The sequence below is a fragment of the Chitinophaga caeni genome (assembly GCF_002557795.1).
In the GTDB taxonomy this organism is placed as follows: domain Bacteria; phylum Bacteroidota; class Bacteroidia; order Chitinophagales; family Chitinophagaceae; genus Chitinophaga; species Chitinophaga caeni.
On sequence record NZ_CP023777.1, the window covers coordinates 2,612,413 to 2,637,271 of the forward strand.

The 24,859-nt window shown below is 44.1% G+C and carries 16 protein-coding genes; 9 read left to right on the forward strand and 7 right to left on the reverse strand.

What is annotated here, in order from left to right; genetic code table 11:
- Positions 1–67: 67 nt before the first annotated feature.
- On the reverse strand, positions 68–2,923 hold the full coding sequence (gene gcvP, locus COR50_RS11125; protein WP_232516356.1) for an aminomethyl-transferring glycine dehydrogenase: 2,856 nt from the start codon (positions 2,921–2,923) through the stop codon (positions 68–70).
- 209 nt (positions 2,924–3,132) lie between these two features.
- Here gcvP and COR50_RS11130 point away from each other — a divergent pair, with 209 nt between their 5' ends.
- Positions 3,133–3,627, forward strand: a complete 495-nt coding sequence (locus COR50_RS11130) for a YkgJ family cysteine cluster protein (protein ID WP_098194051.1) — start codon at positions 3,133–3,135, stop codon at positions 3,625–3,627.
- On the opposite strand, the gene COR50_RS11135 is transcribed toward COR50_RS11130, so the two are convergent.
- Positions 3,624–4,904, reverse strand: coding sequence for an MFS transporter (locus COR50_RS11135; RefSeq protein ID WP_098194052.1), 1,281 nt, complete (start codon positions 4,902–4,904; stop codon positions 3,624–3,626). The two genes, COR50_RS11130 and COR50_RS11135, sit on opposite strands and share 4 nt — an antisense overlap.
- Positions 4,905–5,124: 220 nt before the next feature.
- Between COR50_RS11135 and COR50_RS11140 the strand changes: the two genes are divergently transcribed.
- Positions 5,125–6,381: a PQQ-dependent sugar dehydrogenase gene (locus COR50_RS11140; RefSeq protein ID WP_157760757.1), complete on the forward strand. Its 1,257-nt coding sequence runs from the start codon at positions 5,125–5,127 to the stop codon at positions 6,379–6,381.
- A 179-nt stretch (positions 6,382–6,560) separates the two neighbouring features.
- Positions 6,561–8,708: a carboxy terminal-processing peptidase gene (locus COR50_RS11145; RefSeq protein ID WP_098194054.1), complete on the forward strand. Its 2,148-nt coding sequence runs from the start codon at positions 6,561–6,563 to the stop codon at positions 8,706–8,708.
- Between the two features lie 264 nt (positions 8,709–8,972).
- Here COR50_RS11145 and COR50_RS11150 read toward each other — a convergent pair whose 3' ends face one another.
- Positions 8,973–9,914 carry a hydrogen peroxide-inducible genes activator gene (locus tag COR50_RS11150; RefSeq protein ID WP_098194055.1) on the reverse strand — a complete coding sequence of 314 codons (942 nt, stop codon included), beginning with the start codon at positions 9,912–9,914 and terminating at the stop codon, positions 8,973–8,975.
- A 263-nt stretch (positions 9,915–10,177) separates the two neighbouring features.
- Positions 10,178–11,425, reverse strand: a complete 1,248-nt coding sequence (locus tag COR50_RS11155) for a hypothetical protein (protein ID WP_198405827.1) — start codon at positions 11,423–11,425, stop codon at positions 10,178–10,180.
- Between the two features lie 308 nt (positions 11,426–11,733).
- On the opposite strand from COR50_RS11155, the gene COR50_RS11160 reads away from it, so the two are divergent.
- From COR50_RS11160 to COR50_RS11190, 6 genes are all read left to right on the forward strand, one after another.
- A complete protein-coding gene (locus COR50_RS11160; RefSeq protein ID WP_098194057.1) occupies positions 11,734–12,120 on the forward strand; it encodes a hypothetical protein in 387 nt (128 codons plus the stop codon).
- A 144-nt stretch (positions 12,121–12,264) separates the two neighbouring features.
- Positions 12,265–16,632 carry a CusA/CzcA family heavy metal efflux RND transporter gene (locus COR50_RS11165; protein ID WP_098194058.1) on the forward strand — a complete coding sequence of 1,456 codons (4,368 nt, stop codon included), beginning with the start codon at positions 12,265–12,267 and terminating at the stop codon, positions 16,630–16,632.
- A gap of 14 nt (positions 16,633–16,646) precedes the next feature.
- A complete protein-coding gene (locus COR50_RS11170) occupies positions 16,647–17,843 on the forward strand; it encodes an efflux RND transporter periplasmic adaptor subunit (RefSeq protein ID WP_157760761.1) in 1,197 nt (398 codons plus the stop codon).
- 104 nt (positions 17,844–17,947) lie between these two features.
- Positions 17,948–18,685 carry a glycosyltransferase family 2 protein gene (locus COR50_RS11175; RefSeq protein WP_098194060.1) on the forward strand — a complete coding sequence of 246 codons (738 nt, stop codon included), beginning with the start codon at positions 17,948–17,950 and terminating at the stop codon, positions 18,683–18,685.
- A 14-nt stretch (positions 18,686–18,699) separates the two neighbouring features.
- Complete coding sequence (locus COR50_RS11180; protein WP_098194061.1) at positions 18,700–19,497, forward strand: O-methyltransferase; 798 nt, start codon at positions 18,700–18,702, stop codon at positions 19,495–19,497.
- 1,123 nt (positions 19,498–20,620) lie between these two features.
- Positions 20,621–21,448 carry a hypothetical protein gene (locus tag COR50_RS11190; RefSeq protein WP_098194063.1) on the forward strand — a complete coding sequence of 276 codons (828 nt, stop codon included), beginning with the start codon at positions 20,621–20,623 and terminating at the stop codon, positions 21,446–21,448.
- Positions 21,449–21,574: 126 nt separating this feature from the next.
- On the opposite strand, the gene hemL is transcribed toward COR50_RS11190, so the two are convergent.
- From hemL to hemF, 3 genes are all read right to left on the reverse strand, one after another.
- Positions 21,575–22,861, reverse strand: a complete 1,287-nt coding sequence (gene hemL, locus COR50_RS11195) for a glutamate-1-semialdehyde 2,1-aminomutase (RefSeq protein ID WP_098194064.1) — start codon at positions 22,859–22,861, stop codon at positions 21,575–21,577.
- Positions 22,862–22,883: 22 nt separating this feature from the next.
- Positions 22,884–23,858 carry a porphobilinogen synthase gene (gene hemB, locus COR50_RS11200; protein WP_262496293.1) on the reverse strand — a complete coding sequence of 325 codons (975 nt, stop codon included), beginning with the start codon at positions 23,856–23,858 and terminating at the stop codon, positions 22,884–22,886.
- Positions 23,859–23,937: 79 nt separating this feature from the next.
- Positions 23,938–24,852 (reverse strand): oxygen-dependent coproporphyrinogen oxidase, encoded by a 915-nt coding sequence (gene hemF, locus COR50_RS11205; RefSeq protein WP_098194065.1) that lies wholly within the window; start codon positions 24,850–24,852, stop codon positions 23,938–23,940.
- Between the last annotated feature and the right edge of the window lie 7 nt (positions 24,853–24,859).

The following is a 24,859-nucleotide window of genomic DNA, read 5'->3' on the forward strand; positions in this document are numbered from 1 at the left end:
CCCAAAAAATTACCCCGACCAAATTCATGGCCGGGGCAAAATATTCCAAAAATTATATTCAATTCAATTAAGCCTCTGCATAAGCGCTTGTTGGTTCACAAGTACAAACAAGGTTACGGTCACCATGTGTATTATTCACCCTGCTAACACTTGGCCAGAATTTATTCAATTTCACGTATTCTAATGGGAAAGCAGCTTGTTGACGGCTGTACGGGCGATCCCAATCATCGGCAGTGATTACAAATTGGGTATGCGGAGCTTGTTTGAGTACGTTATTTGTTTTATCTGCCTGGCCATTTTCTACCGCGCGAATTTCTTCACGGATAGATAACAATGCATCGCAGAAACGATCCAGCTCTGCCTTATCTTCACTTTCCGTAGGTTCGATCATGATCGTTCCGGGAACCGGGAAGCTCATGGTAGGGGCGTGGAAGCCATAGTCTATCAAACGTTTCGCAACATCTTCCGCTTCGATACCGGCAGTTGATTTAAATGGACGTAAATCCACGATAAATTCATGCGCACAAGTACCATTGACACCAGTGTAAAGAATGTTGAAGTCATTTTCCAACCTGGCTTTCATGTAGTTTGCATTCAGGATGGCAAAACGTGTAGCTTCACGCAGACCGTTATATCCTAGCATGCGGATGTAAGCATAAGATATCAACAGGATGCTTGCAGAACCGTAAGGAGCAGCAGATACCGCGTGATGGGCTGCGCTACCATTAGTGCCGGTTACAATATTCACATGTGAAGGTAAGAATGGTGCGAGGTGTTTTGCAACACAAATGGGGCCCATGCCGGGACCACCGCCACCGTGAGGAATCGCGAATGTTTTATGCAAGTTCAGGTGACAAACATCGGCGCCGATCAAACCCGGGGCGGTCAATCCCACTTGCGCATTCATGTTTGCACCGTCCATATATACTTGTCCGCCATGTTGATGGATGATATCACAGATTTCTTTTACAGTCTCCTCATACACACCGTAAGTTGAAGGATAAGTAATCATCACACCGGCTAAGTTATCCGCATGTTGAGCGGCCTTAGCTTTCAGGTCTTCTACATCGATATAACCGTTTTCCAATGCTTTTACGATAACAACCTTGAAACCGGACATTACCGCGGATGCAGGGTTCGTTCCGTGTGCAGAGATCGGGATCAAAATCACGTTACGGTGATGATCGCCGCGGCTTTCGTGGTATGCTTTGATTGTTAACAAGCCGGCATATTCTCCTTGTGCCCCGCTGTTAGGCTGTAAGCTACAAGCGTGGAAAGCGGTGATTTTACAAAGGTAATCGCTCAACTCATCTAATACCTGTTTGTAGCCTTGTGCTTGATCCGCAGGTACGAAGGGGTGAATCTTGCTCCAATGACTCCAGCTTAAAGGAATCATTTCAGAAGCAGCATTTAATTTCATCGTACAAGAGCCCAATGAAATCATGGAAGTATTGAGGGATAGATCTTTATTTTCAAGTGATTTCAAATAGCGCATCATTTGTGTTTCACTGTGATGCGTATTGAATACCGGGTGCAGCAAGTACGGGGAGGTACGTTGTAAATCCGCCGGAATCGTGATAGAAGACAATGCACTGGCGTCTATAGTTGTAGCTCCAAAAACTGCCAATATATCATTAACATCAGCCAAAGTAGTGGCTTCATCCAAGGAGATGCCAACGGTGTTGCCTTCACCGTAATAGAAATTGATACCTTTTGCTTCAGCCGCAACTTTGATGGCTTGAGCATCGGTAGCTTGTATGGTGATGGTATCAAAATAAGCCTTGGTGAGTACATTAACGCCGACTTTAGACAATCCATTGGCCAGTGCGGCTGTAAATTGTGCGACCCTGCTGGCAATATTTTTCAAACCTTCAGGGCCATGAAAAACAGCATACATGGCAGCCATATTGGCTAATAATGCTTGTGCTGTACAAATATTGGAAGTAGCCTTTTCGCGTTTGATGTGTTGTTCGCGGGTCTGTAATGCCATCCTTAAAGCGCGGTTTCCCGATGCATCGATACTAACACCGATAATTCGGCCTGGGATTGCCCTCTTAAATTCATCTTTCGTAGAGAAGAAAGCTGCGTGGGGGCCACCGTAACCCAAAGGAACTCCAAATCTTTGAGCGGAACCGATGGCTGCATCGGCGCCTAGTTCTCCGGGAGAAGCCAATAAAGTTAATGCTAAAAGATCGGTAGCCATGGCAACGTAAGCGCCTGCGGCATGTACTTTATCAATAAATGCTTTATAATTTTCTATGCTACCATTGGCGGCAGGATATTGAACTAATGCACCGAAATAAGTTTCGTCGATCGCTGCCGCTTCGAATTTACCAAATACTAATTCGATGTTCAAAGGCGTTGCGCGGGTAATGACAACATCTTTTGTTTGCGCAAAAACGGCTTCATCTACGAAAAACTTAGGCCGGGCAGGATGATCATGATCGCGGTTCAGTGCGCTGAAGAACATGCTCATCGCTTCCGCGGCGGCAGTAGCTTCATCTAACAAAGAGGCGTTAGAAATTGGCAAACCCGTCAAGTCGCTTACCATGGTTTGGTAATTGAGCAAACTTTCCAAACGGCCTTGCGAAATCTCTGCTTGGTAAGGGGTATATTGGGTATACCATCCTGGATTTTCGAAAACGTTCCGAAGAATTACGCTCGGCGTAATTGTATCGTAATACCCTTGACCGATATAAGTCTTATAAACTTTATTTTTCAGTGAAACGGTTTTCAAATGTGCCAAGTATTCATTTTCGCTCATGGCTGCCGGGATGGCCAAGTCATGTGACATGCGGATGGATGCTGGAACTGTTTTTTTGACCAATTCATCTAACCCGGAAACTCCGACTGTATCTAACATCGACCGGGTTTCTGATTCGTCGGGACCGATGTGGCGGCCAACGAATTCGTTTTGTTGCATATCCAATAGATTCATGATATAAAGCAGGTATTAACTGATAAGAATGCGCAAAGTTAGTGTGATTTTAAGCAATCGCCAAACCTTCCCGCTAGAATCGGATTTGTAATGATAATTAAGCGGTTAGTTGGACTGTATTTGTCATAAAAAGGTCTACAAATTGCCAGGTTTTGGACTTTCCTTTAACTTCGCAGTAAATTTTAAGCGAAACAATGGGGGATATACTCGACCAGTGGCAAAGAAAAGCGAAAGATCACCAAAAGGTCAACAAGCAGTTTTTGCAAAAATTACAAACCAAGAAGGGAAAAGGTACCGAACGCCTCTTACCCCGGCTGCATGACGAGGCTTTTTCAAAGATCGATTGCCTCGATTGCGCCGGTTGTTGTAAAACGATCAGCCCCAGGTTCAAAACACCCGATATTAAGCGTGTATCTAAGCATTTGGGTTTGAAAGAATCCGTGTTTATCGATGCTTACCTCAACTTGGACAGTGATGGTGATTACGTTGTGAAAAGTAGTCCCTGCCCATTCCTAGGTAGCGACAATTACTGCGCTATTTATGAAGTTCGCCCGGGTGATTGCCGTAATTATCCTTATACGGATAGTGACCAGTTTTACAAACGCCCCAATACAACCTTTCTAAATTCAACTATTTGTCCTGCTGTATATTACGTATTAGAAAAACTACGCGAGAAAATGTCGCTTTAGCCGTCTTTGCCGGGTTGTTCATCTTTATCCAAATTCAAATGCCGCATAGCCGGGGAAATGACATAAGTCGTAATGACTACGAACAATGTCATGCAACCACCGAAAACGACGGCCGGAACCGTACCCATCAACTTGGCGGTTAAGCCGCTTTCAAAGGCACCCAATTCATTCGATGAACCTACGAACATCTGCCCAACGGAAGCTACCCGCCCGCGCATATCATCGGGTGTTTTGAGTTGTAAGATCGTTTGCCTGACAATTACGCTGATACCATCTAGCATGCCACTGACAAACAATGCAGCGAGGGATAATATAAAATTCTTCGATAATGCGAACACGATAATACTAATACCGAAGCCGAATACAGCACCCAGTAATTTAAGACCCGGTTTCTTGGAAAGTGGTCTATAAGCCAATATAAACATCGTGATGAGGGAACCCACGGCCGGAGCGGCGCTTAACAAGCCATAGCCTAACGAGCCGACATGTAAAATGGTGGTGGCAAATATGGCCAACAATGCCTTCGCCCCGCCGAATAATACGGCAAACATATCTAAAGCCATCGCGTTCAGTACCACTTTTGTATGCCAAACAAATTTTAATCCCGTTCCCAAGCTTTGCCAAACGGATTCTCCTTTTTCCTTGTAATGAATAGGCTTAGGTTTAATGTTGATCAAGGAGTACAAGGGTAATAACATCATCCCGATCACCAAAAGCATACTCCAGTGGACGCCGAACCAATAGATGCAAAGTCCGCCGATGGCAGGGCCTAAAACGCCGCCTACCTGCCAAGCAGAAGAGCTCCAAGTCGCCGCATTTTTATATAATTGCCTGGGAACCAATAAAGAAAGTAGTGTGAAGTTTGCTGGTCCAACGAAAGCGCGTAAGATACCTCCCACGAATACCATGGAATAAGTCAGCCAGGCAATAGATTGAACGGAGAAGCCTTTTAGAATATCATCCCAGGTCAGTAAAAATAAAATGGTGCTGATAAAGATATAGCCGACCATGCATTTTATCAATAAACCCCTTTTTTCCCTTTTATCCACGATATGTCCAGCAAATAATGCCATCGACAAAGCGGGGATAACTTCTGCCAAGCCGATTAACCCCAGTGATAAGGGATCTTGCGTTAGGTGATAAATTCTCCATTCAATAATGGCAAATTGCATGGTAAGTGCAAAAACTAGGGCGAAACGGATTACCAGGAAGAACTTGAACTCCCTGTACCGTATAGATGCGTATGGATCAATCCTGCCCTGTGGTGCTGGTTTCATTGCCAATCTTACTGTTTTTTACCTTGAGATGAATAACTTTTGACCGGTTTTTCCTGTTATTATTTTGGATGACGGAATTTGAAGATCAAAGGTAATGCAGCGAAATATAAGAGTCAATAAAAAATACCGCCTGTGTCAATTCATCTCCTTATGTCATAAATTTTATTATATGAAGGGATGGTTTTATATATTTAAGGAAACAAATAAAATTGTACGTCCTATGAGTTTTGTTCGCTTAGCTTGCTTTGTTCTTACAGCACCTTTTATTTTGTCATCCACGGCATGTGACACGGCATCCAAAAAGGGACAACAAGATTCTGTAAATGTCGAATCGGACTCCGCCCAAGCTGCTGCTAATACGGTACGCCTGCAATTGGTGACCGATCAATTCATTTCCCCGGTTGCGATGGCCACGCCGCACGATGGCTCAGATCGCCTTTTTTTCTGCCAGAAGGAAGGAAAAGTTTGGGTAGTTGAAAACGGGAAATTATTGTCCAAACCATTTATCGATGTATCCGGTGAAATGGTAAAGATTAACGAGGCTTACGATGAAAGGGGATTGCTCGGCATTACTTTTCATCCAGATTATAAATCTAACGGTAAATTTTACCTGTATTATAGCGTGCCGAGCGCTGTAAAGGGAAGTAACCACAAATCCCGCGTGGCGGAATTCAAAGTCTCTGCAAATGATAAAAATATTGCAAATAAAACTTCTGAAAGGGTAATATTAGAATTTGAGCAACCCGAATCTAACCACAACGGTGGCGATATCATCTTCGGCCCTGATGGATACTTATACATTGCTTCCGGCGATGGCGGCGGCGGTGGCGATAAGCACGGCGAAAACGGGAATGGCCAGAATTTGAATACCCTGCTAGCCAAAATTTTAAGGATCGATGTTAATTCGGCTAAACCTTACGGGATTCCGAAAGATAATCCATTCGTAGGTAAAACGGGTGCTAGGCCAGAAATCTATGCATACGGTTTACGCAACCCTTGGCGTATTTCATTCGATAAGTTAAACCATCGCTTGTTTGCCGGGGATGTTGGACAAAATAAATATGAAGAAGTAGATATCATTGAGAAGGGCGGTAACTATGGTTGGAGAATAATGGAAGGGTTCCATGATTATAATGTTCCGAACGGCGCTGATAAATCCAAATTATTGCCACCGATCCATGAATATGAGCACCCATTGGGTATCAGTATCACCGGGGGCTATGTTTACCGCGGGAAGGCTATCCCGGCTTTACAGGGTAAATACGTTTTTGGAGATTATAACGGTAAAACCTGGGTGTTAACGCAAAACGGCAATAAATGGACCCGTCAAGACCTGGTTTTACAAGGCAAACCGGATCTTAATATGGCTATTTTAAGTTGGGGGCAAGATGAAGCCGGGGAATTGTACATGTTGCTTACCACCACTGGGAAAGGAGAGACCAAGGGGGCTATTTACAAGTTAGTAAACCCGAATTAAACCGTTTAACAGTTTTTTATATTGATATTGAATCGAATAACCGTATCTTTAAGAGCTTGCAAAGGCCAGAACTGAGCAGCTAGTAGCCTTTAGCACGTAATTTTTTGTTAAAAGAACCGCACCGGCGATTTACCGGGTACGATTTCTTTATTTTTGAGTAATACTAGAAGGAGACGTATATGAGAATGAAATTGAAAGCCATTATACCCGTATTGCTTATCACCGTTTCGGCTGGTGTCTTCGCATTTACAAAGTATGGCTATAACATTGATCCCCCGGGAAGGTATGAAGCGATCATACAACTTGTGGGAACCATACTGAAAGAAGGTCATTACCAACCCAAACCGATTGATGATGCTTTCTCGAAAGAAGTTGCCCAGAAGTTCCTCAAAACATTAGATTCCGAGAAGAAATTTTTCCTGCAATCAGATATTGAAACTATCAATTCGGTAGATAATCATATCGATAATGAATTGCTCGATGGCGCACCTTTATTATTTTTCTCTACAACGAATGAGATTATAAAGAAAAGGATTGATGAAGCGAACGGGATTTATACCGAGATTTTATCAAAACCTTTTGATTTCAGTAAAGATGAAACCATTCTTTTAGATCCTGACTCGATGGCTTATGCCAAAGACGATGCTGATCGCCGCGAAGTTTGGCGTAAAATGTTGAAGTACCGCGCCTTGGAGAATTATTCCCAATTACTGGAATCCCAAAAAAATGCTAAGGAAGAAGCCAAGGGAAAACCGGTTGAACAAAAATCCGATAAGGAACTGGAAGCCGAAGCGCGCCAAAAGGTAAAAACTGTTTACGATCGTTATTTCGATCGCTTGAAAAATAAGATGGATGATGATGAACGCTTTAACATGTTCGTCAATTCCATCACCACAACTATGGATCCCCATACTGATTATATGCCTCCTGCCGACAAAAGATATTTCCAGGAACAGATGTCCGGTAAATTCTTCGGCATCGGTGCACAGTTGCGGGAAGAAGATGGTAAGATCAAGATCGTGAGTATCGTGGTAGGTAGCCCCAGTTGGAAGCAAGGCCAATTGAGAGCTAACGATGTGATTTTGAAAGTAGGGCAAGGAGATGAGGAACCCGTGGATATTACCGGTTTCGCGGTGGAAGACGCGGTGAAGCTGATCCGTGGCCAACAAGGTACGGAAGTTCGTTTGACGGTTAGGAGCACCGACGGTACGCAAAAAGTGATTTCAATTATCAGGGATGAGATTATACTGGATGAAACGTTTGCCCGTTCGGCAATTATCCAGGGTAAAAATAAAATAGGTTATATCTACCTGCCGGAGTTTTATGCCGATTTCCAAGATCGCGATGGCGCCAGTTGCGCTGCCGATGTTGAGAAGGAAGTGAAGAAACTACAGGCGGAACACGTGGATGGTATCATCCTGGATTTAAGATTTAACCCCGGTGGTTCTTTGCCGGATGTTGTGAAGATGGCAGGTTTATTTATTCCCGAAGGGCCGGTAGTACAAGTGCGTACCCGTGGTAATAATGTGCAGGTGTTGAAAGATCAAGGTAAAAAAGTACAGTATGATGGTCCTTTAGCGATTATGGTGAATGAATACAGCGCCTCCGCTTCAGAAATTTTGGCTGCCGCGTTGCAAGATTACAACCGTGCTGTAATTATAGGTAGCAATACCTTCGGTAAAGGTTCCGTACAAAGAATTTTAGAATTGGATAACTTCGTAAAAGGTGATTTCGGCGGCAGCTTAGGCGGCTTGAAATTGACCGTTCAGAAGTTTTACCGTGTAAATGGTGGTTCTACCCAATTGAAAGGCGTAAAACCAGATGTATTGTTGCCAGACCCATATTCAGAAACCGGCGAACGTAAAGATCCGGATGCATTGCAATGGGATGAAATTGCCAAAGCGAATTATAACAGGTGGCAGCCCGGTGTTGATGTTAGCACCTTAGCTCAAAACAGCGCTAACCGTATTGCTAAAGATGAGTCTTTCAGGATCATAAAGGATAATATCAAGATGCTTAAAAGCTTGGATGATCAGAAGACCTTCCCGCTTAGTTTGAAGGCTTATGATACCGAACAAAAAGCAAATGCGACCGCTCTTAAGAAGTTTGATCGCGCCAATGATAAAGTAACGCCTTTGGATATTTCGAGTCTTAAAGTGGATTTAGACCGGATTTCCAGTGATTCTGCTAAAGTAGCCCGTAATAAGGAATGGGTTAAAATTAGAACGCAAGATCCTTATTTGAATGAGGCTGTAAACGTGATGAACGATTTGATCGGTATCACTACACCGAAGATGAAACCCGGCGGTATGACATCTAATAATTAATTGAATCTAGAATAATTGAAGAAGTCCGTGTAGTAAGGCGTATCGCCTTTATTGCATGGGCTTTTTTCATGGCTGTTTGATTATAAGAATCATGGGGTGTTGAATAGTGTACCTGTAGTTGAAGAGTGCGACGCAACGGGGGATTAATGGGGGATCCGGCGCTGGGAAAATGATAATTGTAAATGGGCCAACAGGGATCGAATTATAAATCCGGATTCCGGCCCGCCACCGCCAGCCATGGGTCGCGACCCATGGCTACCATGGCTACCGTTTGATATCTATGATTTTCCTGGTTTTTTTGTTTTTCATTTTATCGGGGATATTCGCCAGGATTTCCTTTTTAAATGCTTCGATCACGGCTTGCTTGATAAAATAACGATGCGTTACCAGGCTGATTTCCCTAACCGGTTCCGGCGCTTTAAAAAAGCGTACCATGTTCATCTGCTTGGCAGATAAATCTTGCAAAGATAGTTCCGGCAAGATGGTATAGCCATCGTTTAGCTCCACCATGCGTTTAAGTGTTTCCACGCTGCCGGTATTATATTCGAGGTTCTTGTGATCGCCCATCGTGAATTTCTCGTGGCAGATATTGAGCACCTGGTTGCGCATGCAGTGCCCTTCATTAAGAAGCCACACATCCTTGATTTCGAGTTCGTCCGCGATGACATACTTTTTCTCATGCAGTTTATGATTTTTCGCAGCATATACAACGAAAGATTCATAAAACATGGGATGCTCTTCGAGGTGTGCGTTATTAAGTGGCGTGGCAAGTATGCCGCAATCCAGTTGTTCTTGCTTCAACAACTGTATGATCTGCTCTGTTGAATATTCCCAAATTTCTAATTTCACCTTGGGATACTTCTTAATAAAGCCGGTAATGATGCGGGGAAGAAGGTAAGGGGCAAGCGTGGGGATGATGCCGACCTTGAGGATTCCTTGTACTTCTTTCTTTTGATCCGTGATGATTTCCCGTATCCGGGCATTTTCCTTGATAATTATTCTCGCTTGTGCGATGACCGCCGTACCGATTTCTGTAGGTACTACCGGAAGCTTGCTCCTATCAAATAACTTGGCTCCTAGCTCATCCTCCAATTTCTGAATTTGCATACTTAAGGTAGGCTGAGTTACGAAGCATTTCTCCGCCGCAGTTACAAAGCTCCTGTAGGTGTCTACTGCTACTATATATTCAAGTTGTACGGTCGTCATACGCTAATCCTCCAAAATAATCCGGGGCAAAGGTATTGATAAAACCTATTTAAATTATTAATTTGATATTAAAATACAAATATAGCGTTATGGGCGGTGTTTACGACAAAAAATTGGATTGGATGGAATTGGAAGGGGGCGTATAGGATTGTATTTTGCAGATGCAGGCGGAACGCGAATGTAGGACGCGAATGTAGGCGGGACTCGCGAGTCCCGCCTGGCAGAATCCCGCCTGGCAAAATCCCGCCTGGCGGGAAATATATTTAAAAAATCCGGTAACGGTATTTGATTTTTTCGACGTTGTTAGCCAATTCCTTGATATTGATAGATGCCTGTATTTCATTTACGGCTTCATTTTTCAACTGGCGGAATTCGGCTTGTTTGGCTTCCACGATGGCTTTTTCAGCTAGGCCGTTATCCAAAGCTAGTTTCAATGAATAATTCACCTTGGAATAATAAGAATCCAGCAAGCTGAAATATTCGTTGTAGAGGTTCTCGAAGCGTTTTGTTTGCATAACGAGATCTTCCAGTTGATTATTTACTTCCTTCAGATTCGGGTTTTCGCGCAGGAGTGATTCGTAGTTGAGCTTCCCTTTTTCGGTGTACTTCTCTTCCAGCCTGTTAAAGAAATCCACGACTTTTTCCTTCCTAAAATCGAAGAAATATTCGTTCAATGTTTCAGCGATGGTTTTATTACCCCTTGCGGGCATTGGAAATTTCATCGATGCCGCGGTAAATTGCAGCATTTCGTACATATTTTCCTGCAAGAGATTGAGCTGATCTTTATTGAAGTTCAGTCCAAATTCGAATTTTTGATTGGCATCGTTGAGGGCGGTGTAATAAATGGTGTATTTATTCAATTCCTTTTCGAAATCTTGCAATGCTTGCCTGCTGATGGCTTTATTGCTGATGCTCACGCTGTGTAAGAAGTTCATTACGGAGCTGGCAATAGCCAATGGCGGCGTTAGCGAGGTAAAGCTTTTAAAAATCGGGCTTTCGATGATCGATTTGGTAGATTCGATGATCTTACCATCGCGATCCACTTTATCGGCTTTCCCTTTGAGCACGATTTTTTGTACGAGTTCTACGACGCGATCACTCAGCGAGAACCCTAATTCTTTACTTTCAGGGTTATTGAGGGAAGTGATGAATACATCGAGGTTATTCGTTGTGGTCCTGGATTTCAGGTCGATAATCTTTTTATTAAGCAGGTAAAACGTTTCACTGGCGTTGATCACGTTACTTTTAATCAGCTCGTATTTCGTAGAATTATCGAGATCCCTGCCTTTGAGCAAAGCCTGGATGGCAGAAGTATTTTGTTTATCGTTATCCGACACCCTTTGCAGTTCATCCATGATTTTTTTAATCGTGGTATCTTGCGTTTTGATGGGTGGCGGTTTGATCTCGGGGTCCTGTGCTAATGCAAAATGGCACGCAGAAAAGATGAGCATGATACATAAGCCCGCGAATCGGCGTAGCCTTCTCAAGATAATATGTCTGTTATTTACCATAGGTTTTTCTATCGGCGACGAAATTATATAGTTAGATGCTTCGATGTTAGATTTCCTATTTAAAGTCATGGGCATTTGATACATGCTATTCAATCCTTTTTTCAACAATCTAAATTATAAAATATGATGCCAAAAAAATCGATTGACAAAGATACAATTAATAATATTTGATGAGCGGTTAATTCGTACAATAAATAGCCTGGTTTGATTAAAATCAGCCACAGTGTTGCATTTAAATATTATTATTTTTGAAAATTTAAGATGATTTCATTTCAATATTCTACGAATTACCATTATTTTTGCCCTGCATGAAAAAGTGCTTCGTCATATTGATCGCGATTCATTTTAGTACCGGCAATGTTATTTTGCCGGCATTAATGAAGATTTCGCCTTTAATAGAGCATTTTCATCAGCATAAAATGGAAAATCCGGCAATAACCTTGCTATCTTTTTTATATCTGCATTATTCTGATGTGAGCCATTTGGAAAAACACCATGCTGATCATGAAAACCTCCCCTGGCATTTCGATGATTGTTGTTCTTTCTTCGTTTGCCAGCACCATCAATTGATGTATGAACAGCAATTCTATTTTCAAAACCATGTTATACCGCTTAAAATAGAGAAGGCGAGTTTCGTAAGTGCCTTCCATGACCAAAGCCCCATCCATACTATTTTCCAACCTCCCCGCTGTTAGTAGTACTACCTATACATTTTACTTTACATACAACTGGAATTTATTTTCGAAGCGTTTACCCGTTCCTGTTGGTAAGCGCCCTGTGAAATATGAATTATGCATGATAACCGGTAACCCGTGTTATCTAATTGACTACTAATAACTATGCTAGAAAAAATAATCGCCTTTTCAATCAGGCAAAAACTGATCGTGGGCATAATGACCCTGGCCTTGCTCGGGTGGGGAATTTTTTCCCTTACACGCTTACCGATCGACGCGGTACCCGATATTACGAACAACCAGGTACAGGTGATTACGGTATCGCCTTCGCTGGCTGCACAAGAGATAGAGCAGTTCGTGACCTTTCCCGTGGAGCAGTCTATGGCTACCATTCCCGGGATGGTGGAGCTACGCTCGATCTCCCGTTTCGGTTTATCTGTACTCACCGTGGTATTCGAGGATGATATGGATCCTTATCTCGCGCGGCAATTAGTGCAGGAAAGGATCATCCTGGCCAAGGAGGAAATCCCATCTTCCCTGGGTAGCCCCGAGATGATGCCCATGACAACAGGTTTAGGGGAAATCTATCAATATGTTATTCATGCCAAGAAAGGTTATGAAGATAAATACAATGCAACCGAGTTGCGTAGTATCCAGGATTGGATCGTACGTCGGCAATTATTGGGAACGCCGGGAGTGGCAGATGTAAGCAGTTTCGGCGGCTACCTCAAACAATACGAAGTAGCTATTGACCCCGATAAGTTACGATCTATGAACATCAGCATTAACGAAGTATTCGAGGCTGTTCAGAAAAATAACGAAAATTCCGGGGGCGCATATATTGAAAAGCAACCCAATACTTATTATATCCGTGCCGAAGGATTGGTGAGAAACGAGCAAGATATCGAGAATATCGTGGTGAAAAACACTTCCGGCATGATGCCGGTGCTGGTACGGGATATTGCCACCGTGAGGATTGGCAGCGCCTTGCGTTACGGGGCGCTCACGTTAAATACTTCGGGAGAAGCTGTCGGCGCCATCGTGCTAATGATCAAGGGCGCCAATTCGAGCGCCGTTATCCGCGATGTGAAGGCGAGGATCGAAAAAATTAAAAGTACATTACCCGAAGGAGTAGATATAGAACCGTTCTTGGATCGTACCAAGCTGGTTAATAACGCGATCGATACCGTTACCCGCAACCTGGTGGAAGGTGCATTGATCGTGATATTCCTGCTGGTTTTACTGCTGGGAAATTTGAGGGCCGGTTTAATCGTGGCTTCGGTTATCCCTTTATCGATGCTATTCGCGATCAGCATGATGAATTTATTCGGCGTGTCCGGCAACCTGATGAGTTTGGGCGCGATTGATTTCGGTTTGATCGTAGATGGCGCCGTGATCGTGGTAGAGGCATCCCTATATTTTATGGCTACCCATTTTGCCGGGAAGAAACTGGAACAATCACAAATGGACGAAGTTGTGGGGAATGCTGCTCGCCGGATCATGAGCTCGGCAGTATTCGGACAAATCATTATCCTGATCGTGTATTTACCAATTTTAGCATTAACGGGGATCGAAGGCAAGATGTTTAAACCGATGGCCCAAACGGTTTCCTTCGCAATACTGGGTGCCTGCCTGTTATCATTGACATATGTGCCGATGATGAGCGCCTTGTTTTTGAGTAAGAAAGTAAAAGCGGAACATGGATTTTCGGAAAAGATCATCGATGCGATGCACCGCGTTTATGAACCCATACTAAAAAAGGTTTTACAGTATAAGAGAACCGTGATAATATCCGTGATCTTGATATTCTCTGCCAGTATTTTCATTTTTTCGAACTTGGGCGGGGAGTTCATCCCATCTTTAGATGAAGGTGATTTCGCCGTAGAGGTGCGCCTCAGGACGGGAACCTCCCTCACACATACCATCGAGGTAGTGGATAAAGCCTCGAAAATTTTATTGGAAAATTTTGAAGAGGTAGAAAAAGTAGTTGGCAAAATCGGTAGCTCTGAAATTCCGACAGACCCGATGCCGGTTGAAGCTTGTGACCTCATGGTCATCCTGAAACCTAAAAGTAAATGGGTTAATGCCGAAACAAAGGATGAGCTGGCCGAGAAGATGCAAGCGAAACTGGCGGCCATACCGGGGATTGACTTCGGCTTTCAGCAACCCATTCAAATGCGTTTCAACGAATTGATGACCGGCGCCAGGCAAGACGTGGTTGTGAAAATATGGGGCGAAGATTTACAAGTATTAAGCGAGCAGGCTAAGAAATTGGGGCAGATCGCGCAGAATGTTGATGGCGCCAAGGATATATACGTGGAGAAAGTTACCGGCTTACCCCAAATCGTGATCCGCTATAACAGGGCCGCGATGGCTAAATACGGCCTGGACGTGTCGAGCATCAACCAAACGATCCGCACGGCTTTTGCCGGGGAAAGCGCCGGCTTGGTTTACGAGGGAGAAAGAAGGTTCGACCTGGTGTTAAGGCTCAAGGAAACGAACCGCCGTAAAATTGATGATGTACAAAATCTATATGTAGCCACTGCTGATGGTTTCCAAGTGCCGTTGACAGAATTGGCGGATGTTAAGATTGAATTGGGCCCGAATCAAATTCAAAGGGAAGAGGCCAAGAGAAGAATTATCGTGGCTTTTAATGTACGTGGTCGTGATGTAGCTTCGATCGTGCATGAACTGGAAACAAAAGTTAATGCCAATCTGAAATTGCCTGCCGGGTATTACGTTACTTACGGCGGTGCATTTGAAAACCTTGAAGCTGCTAAATCAAGGTTGGGTATCGCTGTTCCGGTGGCATTATTACTCATTTTTATATTGCTCTATTTCGCATTCAGTTCCGTTAAATACAGTGTACTCATTTTCACGGCAATCCCCTTGTCGGCCATAGGCGGCATCTTTGCACTTTGGGCGCGGGGGATGAACTTCAGCGTATCTGCCGGTGTTGGGTTTATCGCACTTTTCGGTGTGGCTGTATTGAACGGCATCGTGCTTATAACAGAGTTTAACCGCTTAAAAGCTGAAGGTATGAACGATGTATATGAACGGGTACTCAAAGGTACGGCCGTGAGGTTAAGACCCGTGATGATGACTGCCTTGGTGGCTTCTTTCGGTTTTGTACCGATGGCCTTGTCGAATGGATCGGGCGCAGAAGTGCAACAACCCTTGGGGACGGTAGTGATCGGTGGACTGGTTTCAGCTACCATGTTGACATTACTGGTACTCCCGGTATTATATGTCTACTTTGAATCAGGTTGGAAGCCGAAGCCTTTCAAAGCATTAACGATCTTGTTGTTGATGAGTATTGCTTTACCGAAATATGGGAAGGCGCAAGAAACCAAGAAAATATCAGAACAGGAGGCTATCGAGATAGCATTAAAACAGCATCCTTCCATAAAATCGAAGCAACTGGAAATTGACGCGACCGCTGCCGGGCGCGGAACGAGCCTCGATTTAGGGAAAACAGAAATATCAGGACAGTTTGGCCAAAATAACTCCCTCGCCAAAGACAATCACTATACAATTTCTCAATCATTCGAGTTTCCAACCGTTTACAGCGCTAATGCTTCCCTCAATGATGCGAAGCTAAAAGGGAAGGAAATGGAAAAGGAGATGACCGCTGCAAACTTGATTTTGGACGTAAAGAAAGCATACCAGCAATTGCTATTCCTGCAACAGCAGAAATTATTATTGATGGAGCTGGATAGTATTTACAGCCGTTTTGAAAAGATGGCCAGCGTTAAGGTGAGAACGGGGGAGTCGGCAAAGTTGGAGCAAGTAACCGCGGCAACGCAAATGATGGAAAGCCGGAATAAACTCCAAAATGTAGAAGCAGAAGAAAAGGTATGGTACAAGCAGCTTTCCAACCTGCTGCAATTGCCTTTACCTTTCCAGGTAGCATCTCCGTTGGCATATGATACCATCGCTTATTCTTTGCAGGAAAACGGGCAAGTAAGCGCGAATCCTTTCCTGAAAATTTCCCAGCAAAATGAAGCAATTGCAAGCGCCGTGTTAAAAACGGAAAAGAATAAATGGTTGCCCGGTTTCACGCTGGGATATTTTAATCAATCGCTCGTAGGATACCAGGAAGTAAACGGAACGCAGAAATATTTTGATCGCGGTGACCGTTTCGACGGGTTTATTGTTGGCCTGAGCTTGCCGCTATGGTTTAAACCTATTAGTGCCCGCACAAAGATGGCCCGCTTACAACGGGAGGCCACGGTAATGCAAACCACGACCTTGCGAAACAACCTGCAAACACGTGAGCAGCAACTCACTGAAGAGTGGTTGAAACAAGTAAGGCAGGTTAATTATTACAAAAATTCTGCCTTGCCGCAAGCCGATTTAATGCAGGGGCAAGCCGAAAGGTCCTATAAGGAAGGGGAGATAGGTTATTTGCAATACTGGCAACACTTACAGCAAATAAATGCGATTAAGCAAGCATACCTGGCAGCGATCCGGGACCATAACCTCGCTGTGTTGGAACTACAATTTATTCACGGCGATTTTCAAGCGCAATAATTAAAATAATGATCATGTCAAATAATATAAATAAGTGGATTTTTATTTTTCTTGCCATCCCGTTCTCATGGGGATGCTCGCAAAATAATAAGGCAACGCAAGAATCAGCCCAGGCAATGGATTCAACAGGGGCTCATACTGATGAGCATATTTCTTCTGAAGTAGTGATTAGCGACCTGCAATATAACGCGATCGGTGTACAGGAAGGAGCCATCACGCGCAGAACTTTAAGTCATTTGTTGAAAGTAAACGGCGTACTGGACGTTCCTCCGCAAAATATGGTAGATGTTGCCGTGCCAATGGGCGGGTATATAAAAAATACCGAACTCCTGGAAGGTATGAAAATCCGTAAAGGACAACTGCTGGCAACCCTGGAAAACATGGAATATATCCAGTTGCAACAGGATTACCTGGAAAATGCTAGTCAACTGGCTTACCTGGAGACAGAATACAAACGTCAACAGGAACTTTCCGCCGCCGAGATCAGCGCCACCAAGGTATTACAACAGGCGAAGGCGCAGTATTTAACGACGAAGGCGAGGGTGGACGGTCTTCGGAAAAAGTTGCAATTCATCGGCATATCACCCGCTAATATCGAGAAGAATGGAATCAGCCCGACGATACAGATTTATTCACCTATTAACGGGTATGTTTTCCAGGTGAATGTAAATATCGGTAAGTATGTTACACCGAACGATGTATTATTTAAAATCGTGGACGCGGATCACCTGCATGCAGAACTGACCGTTTTTGAGCGGGATGTGAATAGCATCAGGATGGGACAAACGGTGCGTTTATCATTACCAAATGAAACGAAAGAACGTTTAGCCAAGGTCTACCTGATCGGTAAGGTCATTGACGCTGAAAGAACAGTAAGGGTACACTGCCACCTGGAGCAAGAAGACGAAAACCTGATTCCCGGCATGTTCGTGAAAGCCTTTATTGAAACAGCGCCTGCCGATCAATGGGCATTACCTTCTAATGCCGTGGTAGATTTCGAGGGAGCAAATTATGTTTTTATAAAGAAAAAAGGTTCGCAAGGACATGAATACGATTTTGTACCCGTAAACGTTACCGCCGAGTCGGATGATTATAAAGGGGTGCAATTACCGGATGAAGTGGATCCCGAAGCATCGACCTTTGTATTGAAAGGGGCATATGATCTCTTGGCGGCGCTTAAAACCGCGGAAGGAGGGGATCACGGGCATTAAAATGCATGTATTTCAACGGCAGGAAGTATACTTCCTGCTGTTTTTAGTTTTAAATTATCCCGATACACCTTACCTTTGCCTCTCATAAAAATGAAAGCCTCCGCATGCTGAACAACAAAAAAATAGTAGTGGTTTTACCTGCTTACAATGCTGCCTTGACGCTTGAAAAAACTTACCGCGAAATCCCGATGGACATCGTTGACGAGGTTGTACTTGTTGATGATGCCAGTAAAGATGACACTGTGCAGGCTGCCGAAGCGATCGGTATTCGCCATATAGTTCGGCATGACAAGAATAAGGGCTACGGTGGCAACCAGAAATCCTGCTATAATAAAGCCTTGTCTTTAGGGGCCGATATCGTCATCATGCTGCACCCGGATTATCAATATACCCCGAAATTAATCGGCGCCATGAGTAGCATTATTTCTAATGATGTTTATCCCGTTGTATTCGGTAGCCGGATTTTGGGAAAAGGTGCATTGAAAGGCGGTATGCCTTTGTATAAATATTTCTTCAACCGGATGTTGACTTTCAGCCAGAATGTGCTGATCGGTCAAAAGCTGAGCGAGTACCATACAGGATACAGGGCATTTTCGGCCGAGGTGCTGAGAGATATTGATTACATGGCCAATAGCGATGATTTTGTCTTCGATAACGAAATGGCCTCGCAAATTTTTATGAAAGGCTACGAAATCGCGGAAGTAACCTGCCCCACCAAGTATTTTGAGGAAGCGAGCAGTATCAACTTTAAGAGAAGTAGCATCTATGGATTGGGTGTGCTCCGGGTTTCCTTGCAACACCGTTTGCATAAATGGGGACTTATAAAATCCAAGATTTATTAACCATATCGAAGCGGATGAGTGTTCAGCAACAGTTTAAATTAGCAAGAAAATTTATCAAGTATTCATTGACATCTGGTAACCGCCATGATGTGCATTCCCCGTTTATTTATAAGCTGGCGGATGAATTGCTCCGCGATAAGAAGTTTAAACCGGCATATGCCCCGGTAGAGGCATTGCGCGGGCAATTATTAAGTGATAATACCATCCTCGAAGTAACGGATTTAGGTGCCGGTTCCTTAACCGGTGCACATAAGCAACGCAAGATTAGCGATATCGTGAAAAGCGCCGCGAAACCTGCAAAATACGGGCAGCTATTTTACCGCATGATCCGTGAGCTGGATTTAAAGAACATACTCGAACTGGGCACCTCGATGGGTATCTCTACTTCCTATATGGCAAGTACTAACCCGCAGACGCAAGTTTACACGATCGAAGGTTGTCCCAATATCGCTGCAAGGGCAAGGGCAAATTTTGAGCAACTGGGTCTTGAAAATATTCATTCTTACGTGGGGAATTTCGATGAAGTGTTGGATGATGTTTTGCAGGATATGACCGCCTTGGATTTTGTTTATATTGATGGTAATCATAGGAAATTGCCTACCATTGAATATTATAAAAAGTGCCTGGAAAAGGCGCACGATCAGACGGTATTCATCTTCGATGATATTCATTGGACCGATGATATGGAAGCGGCCTGGCAGGTAATTCAAGATCATCCTCAGACGATGGTCACGGTTGACTTATTTTTTATAGGCATGGTCTTTCTCCAAAAGGATTTTAAACATAAACAACATTATATCTTAAAGTATTAAATCGAGCGTCAATACCTTGGTACAGGTGTTCGAAACCTGTGTTTTCTTGTCCGAACCTTCGAATTAATTTTGAAATAACCAGAACCCCTCGCTAGTTCGAGCTTCCAAGCTCGGACTCCCATGTTGAATAACTTTCAACCGGCAGGACGTCTTGTACGGCAGCACAAAGGATTCCACAATTTTTTGGCTATGGTTTGATGAGTCAGTACCATTTCGTTTTCGGTACAATTGCAAATGACCTAACTTTCGCGTGGGTCCGAGCTTTGAAGCTCGAACCAGCAAGATTTTTGGGGATTTGTGTGGAAACATTCAAAAGCCGCACCAGGTTTGGACCTGCGATCTTTGAAACTCGACACCGATATTTTCTTGTTCGAACCTTCGAATTTATCTTGAAATAGCCAGAACCCCTCGCTAGTTCGAGCTTCCAAGCTCGGACTCCCATGTTGAATATCATTCAACTGGCAGGACATCTTGTACGGCGGCACAAAGGATTCCGCAATTTTTTGGCTATGGTTTGATGAGTCAGTACCATTTCGTTTTCGGTACAATTGCAAATGACCTAACTTTCGCGTGGGTCCGAGCTTTGAAGCTCGAACCAGCATGATTTTTAGGGATTTGTGCAGAGCATTTAAAAACCGCAGCAGGTTTTGGCCTGCGATCTTTGAAACTCGACACCAGCATGATTTTTGGGGATTTGTGCAGAGCATTTAAAAACCGCATCAGGTTTTGGCCTGCGATCTTTGAAACTCGACACCGGTATTTTCTTGTTCGAACCATCGAATTTATCTTGAAATAACCTGAACCCCTCGCTAGTTCGAGCTTCCAAGCTCGGACTCCCATGTGGAATAACGTACACCTGGCAGGACATCTTGTACGACAGCACAAGGGAGGACGCAAACTCCCTTTATGAGTAAAAATGCGACAAAACTTAATGTGACGATGTCTCTTTCGATGATGCACCCAGACACCGGCATAAAATTTTAGCCTTGCTTTTCCCCACCGGCGAAACTTACATACATCTCATTGTAAACTGGTCAATAGAATATACGGATTATCTTCTGTATTATAAATAAATGTTATATTTGAATATGACTTGAATGGTCGACCCAGAAACCGAGAACCTATGAAATACACCTATTTAATCGGCATATTCCTGCTGTATACGGGCGTTTTGCCTTCCCATGCACAAAAGAGCGCTAAAGGCTCTGGAAATCTTTCTGTTATTGATGAAATGGCCAATGATGCTAAATACTTGTGTGAATACGATGCCATCGCATGGCAAATGAGTGATTTGGCTGCAACGGCATTGACGCCGGATGCCAAAATGTTGGGCAGGGAATGGTTTTGCTACCAGGATATCCATCAGAAATGGCACGGCGTATACGGCAAATTTTTAGATACAACTTATAAAGTGGTATTCCATTATGTGCAGGGAGAACAGGATAACATTGACCTTGATTGTAATGAGCCGGATTCCGCTATGCTGTTTTCTTATTCAAAATCGATTCAAAAGGCTTATCAAATGGCTGCCAAGTTATTGGGCAAGTCTTATACAAGGTTCAATAAATTCTTAAGGCGAAATGCTGACGGATCTATCAGCATCTGGATATTACCTGCGGTTCAGCCCGGAAATTTAGCGGTATACGGGGCCGAATTTTATTATCAATTTGATAGGAACGGTGATAAATTGTTAGATAGCAATGAATATTACCGGGGTTCTTGCAAAGGATTTAAACTGGGCAAGTCGAGGGATGTTAATTTAGACTATTCTGATTTGCCCGGTGTTACGTTTGGAAGCATTTTCTTTGCATGGCGTCACCGGGAAGATTTCAGTACTATTTATATCAATACAAGTACGGGATCGACTGCGCTTAAATTTGATCAACAGAAAGGCTATCACTGGGTTACCGGGCCAAAGCAACCGCCGGAAACGGCTAGTGCCAATTTTTAATGTGCATTTCCCGGCAAGTAATTGTTAGCGCAGTATGGCTAATACAAATGTCCTGAAACACACAAGGAGAGCCGAAAGACTCCCCTTGTTTCCCTACTCACAAGATTTGATATGTTAACTTCTTTATCACTGCAAATGTTGTACCGCTTCTTTGGTTGCATCGATTGTAAACTGGATATCCGCTTCGCTCAAAGCATTGCAGATAAACCAGGATTCAAATGCGGAAGGTGGTAAATAAACTCCTCTTTCCAACATCCCGTGGAAGAAACGTTTGAATAATTCGTTATTAGCACCGGAGGCTGCTTCGAAATCATTGATCGGGTATTCGGTAAAATGAACGCTCATCATCGATCCGATATGATTAACGCGGTGGATGATACCCGCGGCTCCCAGTGCTTCCTTGATGCCCGTTACCAAGCTATTTGTTTTTGCTTCCAATTGCTCGTAAATCCCGGGGTGTTGTTGTAATGTTTGCAACAGCGTATATCCCGCGATCATAGCAATAGGGTTCCCGCTCAAGGTTCCCGCCTGGTAAACTTTCCCGGCGGGCGCTATATGTTCCATGATTTCTTTCTTACCGGCAAATGCTCCCACGGGCATTCCCCCGCCGATGATTTTACCGAAAGTAACCAGGTCGGCTTTTATGTTTAATCTTTCTTGTGCCCCGCCTGCCGCAAGCCTGAAGCCCGTCATCACCTCGTCCAGGATGAATACGATCCCGTTATCGTCACAGATTTTTCTCAAGCCTTCGAGGAAACCGGGTTGCGGTAAAATGCATCCCATGTTCCCGGCCACGGGTTCTATGATGATGGCCGCGATATTATCTTTATGTTGTGCTACTAACTCTTCTACGGCCGGTAAATTATTATATGGCGCCGTGAGCGTATCGGCAGCTACTTCGGAAGTTACACCGGGTACAGATTGTATGCCCAGGGTCGCCACGCCACTGCCCGCGCTCACTAAAAATGAATCGGCATGACCGTGGTAGCAACCTTCAAACTTGATGAATTTATTTTTCCCGGTATATCCCCTGGCTAACCTGATGGCGCTCATACACGCCTCGGTTCCGGAGTTCACCATGCGTACCATGTCAATATTCGGAACCATGCTGATAATTAACTCGGCAATCTTCACTTCCAATTCTGTCGGTGCACCGAAAGAGGTGGAGTAGGTGGCGTATTCCTGTATGGCATTCACCACGGGTTCATATGCGTGCCCAAGGATCATCGGTCCCCAGGAATTGATGTAGTCAACAAATTTATTGCCATCAACATCATACATATAAGCTCCCTTGGCGGATTTCATGAATAGCGGGGTGCCGCCGACGCTTTTGAATGCACGTACCGGTGAATTGACCCCGCCGGGAATTACCTGGCGGGCACGTTCGAATAAAGTTTGACTATTGGTGAACATGTTTGAATGATTTTATGATGAATTATCCGTTGATCAATTTGGCGGCATCTTTCGCGAAATAGGTCGCTATCAGAGATGCTCCCGCGCGGCGGATGCTGGTTAAGCTTTCGATAATCGTTTTATTTTCGTCTAACCATCCCATCTTGGCGGCGGCTTTTACCATCGCGTATTCACCGCTAACATGGTAGGCGCTGATCGGAACGGTTACATTATCTTTCAATAGTTTAATGATATCCAGGTAAGCCATAGCCGGTTTTACCATCACGATATCTGCTCCTTCATCGATATCCATAATGGTTTCCTTGATGGCTTCCAAACTATTGGCGTAATCCATTTGGTAAGTTTTCTTATCCCCGAAGCCCGGTGCTGAATCCAGCGCATCCCTGAAAGGCCCGTAGAAACAACTGGCGTACTTGGCGCTGTATGCCATGATGCCGGTTTTCGTAAAGCTGTTTTCTTCCAATATTTCACGTATAGCTAGTATCCTTCCGTCCATCATATCGCTGGGCGCCACGAAATCTGCTCCTGCCTGGGCGTGGCTCAAACTCATCTCTGCGAGTACTTCCACGGTAGCATCGTTCACGATTTCGTTTCCTTCCACGATACCATCATGACCGTAGGTGGAGTAGGGGTCTAAAGCTACATCCGTCATTACTACCATTTCCGGTATCGCATTCTTAACGGTTTTGATAGCTCTTTGCATCAATCCATCGGGGTTGATGGCTTCGGTACCCTTGTTATCTTTCAGGTTATCCTCACATTTAATAAACAGCAAAACACTCTTAACTCCCAAGGACCAAAGTTCTTTCGCTTCACCAACGAGCAAATCCAATGAATACCTAAAATATCCCGGCATGGAGCTGATCTCCTCCTTTATGTTGTTTCCTTCAACAACAAATAAAGGGGCTATAAAGTTAGACGGGGTTAAAATTGTTTCGGCGACCATGGCTCTTATAGCTGGCGTCGTTCTCAATATCCTGTTTCTCCTAATCATCATCGCGCTTCTATTTAATTTGTGAATAAAGATTATGTTGATCCTAGTAAAACTGCATCATCGGCTGCTACCATCACCCTGCCTATGAAATCCAATCCCTAGGCTTTAAATACGTCTCCAGTTGGGCTTCGGGGCTTCCCGGCTGGGTATGGTAGTTATATTCCCAACGGGCTAAAGGCGGAAGGCTCATCAGGATTGACTCGGTTCTACCATTAGTTTTTAACCCGAATAAAGTGCCCCTGTCGTGTACCAGGTTGAACTCTACGTAGCGTCCTCTCCGGTAATATTGCCATTGGACATGCTCATCGGTATATGGCTTATCCTTATTTTTTTCAACGATCGGTAAATAAGCATCTAGGAACGCTTTCCCGTTTGCAGTTGAAAAGGCTAACAAGTCTTCTGCGCTTCTCGTTTCCGTCACCCTTTGATAATCATAAAAAATACCGCCTATTCCCCTGGCTTCATTGTTGCGGTGTTTATTGACAAAATATTCATCGCATTGCTGTTTGAACCTGGGATAATATTCTTGCCCGAAAGGATCGCAAGCATTTTTAAAGGTGCGGTGGAAGTGTTGACCATCCTCAAATTCAAGATAATAAGGTGTTAGATCCGCCCCGCCGCCAAACCATGCATCTACTTTTTCACCGTTCTCGTTATACAATTCGAAATAACGGAAGTTGGCGTGCACGGTAGGCACGAAAGGATTCAAGGGGTGGATAACCAGGGAGATGCCACAGGCAAAAAAACGGGCATCTTGCTGCACTCCGAACTGTTGCGCCATGGTATTCGGTAATTGTCCATGCACGACAGAGGTGTTGACACCGCCTTTTTCAAATACGTTTCCATGCGCGATCACGCGACTTTTACCACCGCCGCCGCCCTCGCGTTCCCATTTGTCTTCGCGGAACTTGGCCTTTCCATCTGCCTGCTCCAACGCGGTACAGATTTCATCTTGCAGGTTGTGAATAAAGTCGACGAATTGATCTTTTATATTCATGGATCTA

Excerpts from the sequence above, each read along its gene's own strand:
- COR50_RS11165 (WP_098194058.1), top strand. The coding sequence starts at position 12,265 with ATGCTAGAAAAAATAATCGCCTTTTCAATCAGGCAAAAACTGATCGTG.
- COR50_RS11130 (WP_098194051.1), top strand. The coding sequence starts at position 3,133 with ATGGGGGATATACTCGACCAGTGGCAAAGAAAAGCGAAAGATCACCAA.
- COR50_RS11155 (WP_198405827.1), bottom strand. The coding sequence starts at position 11,425 with ATGGTAAATAACAGACATATTATCTTGAGAAGGCTACGCCGATTCGCG.
- hemL (WP_098194064.1), bottom strand. The coding sequence starts at position 22,861 with ATGTTCACCAATAGTCAAACTTTATTCGAACGTGCCCGCCAGGTAATT.
- COR50_RS11150 (WP_098194055.1), bottom strand. The coding sequence starts at position 9,914 with ATGACGACCGTACAACTTGAATATATAGTAGCAGTAGACACCTACAGG.
- COR50_RS11140 (WP_157760757.1), top strand. The coding sequence starts at position 5,125 with ATGAGTTTTGTTCGCTTAGCTTGCTTTGTTCTTACAGCACCTTTTATT.
- COR50_RS11135 (WP_098194052.1), bottom strand. The coding sequence starts at position 4,904 with ATGAAACCAGCACCACAGGGCAGGATTGATCCATACGCATCTATACGG.
- gcvP (WP_232516356.1), bottom strand. The coding sequence starts at position 2,923 with ATGCAACAAAACGAATTCGTTGGCCGCCACATCGGTCCCGACGAATCA.
- COR50_RS11190 (WP_098194063.1), top strand. The coding sequence starts at position 20,621 with ATGAAATACACCTATTTAATCGGCATATTCCTGCTGTATACGGGCGTT.
- hemF (WP_098194065.1), bottom strand. The coding sequence starts at position 24,852 with ATGAATATAAAAGATCAATTCGTCGACTTTATTCACAACCTGCAAGAT.
- COR50_RS11180 (WP_098194061.1), top strand. The coding sequence starts at position 18,700 with ATGAGTGTTCAGCAACAGTTTAAATTAGCAAGAAAATTTATCAAGTAT.
- COR50_RS11175 (WP_098194060.1), top strand. The coding sequence starts at position 17,948 with ATGCTGAACAACAAAAAAATAGTAGTGGTTTTACCTGCTTACAATGCT.
- COR50_RS11160 (WP_098194057.1), top strand. The coding sequence starts at position 11,734 with ATGAAAAAGTGCTTCGTCATATTGATCGCGATTCATTTTAGTACCGGC.
- hemB (WP_262496293.1), bottom strand. The coding sequence starts at position 23,858 with ATGATGATTAGGAGAAACAGGATATTGAGAACGACGCCAGCTATAAGA.
- COR50_RS11145 (WP_098194054.1), top strand. The coding sequence starts at position 6,561 with ATGAGAATGAAATTGAAAGCCATTATACCCGTATTGCTTATCACCGTT.
- COR50_RS11170 (WP_157760761.1), top strand. The coding sequence starts at position 16,647 with ATGTCAAATAATATAAATAAGTGGATTTTTATTTTTCTTGCCATCCCG.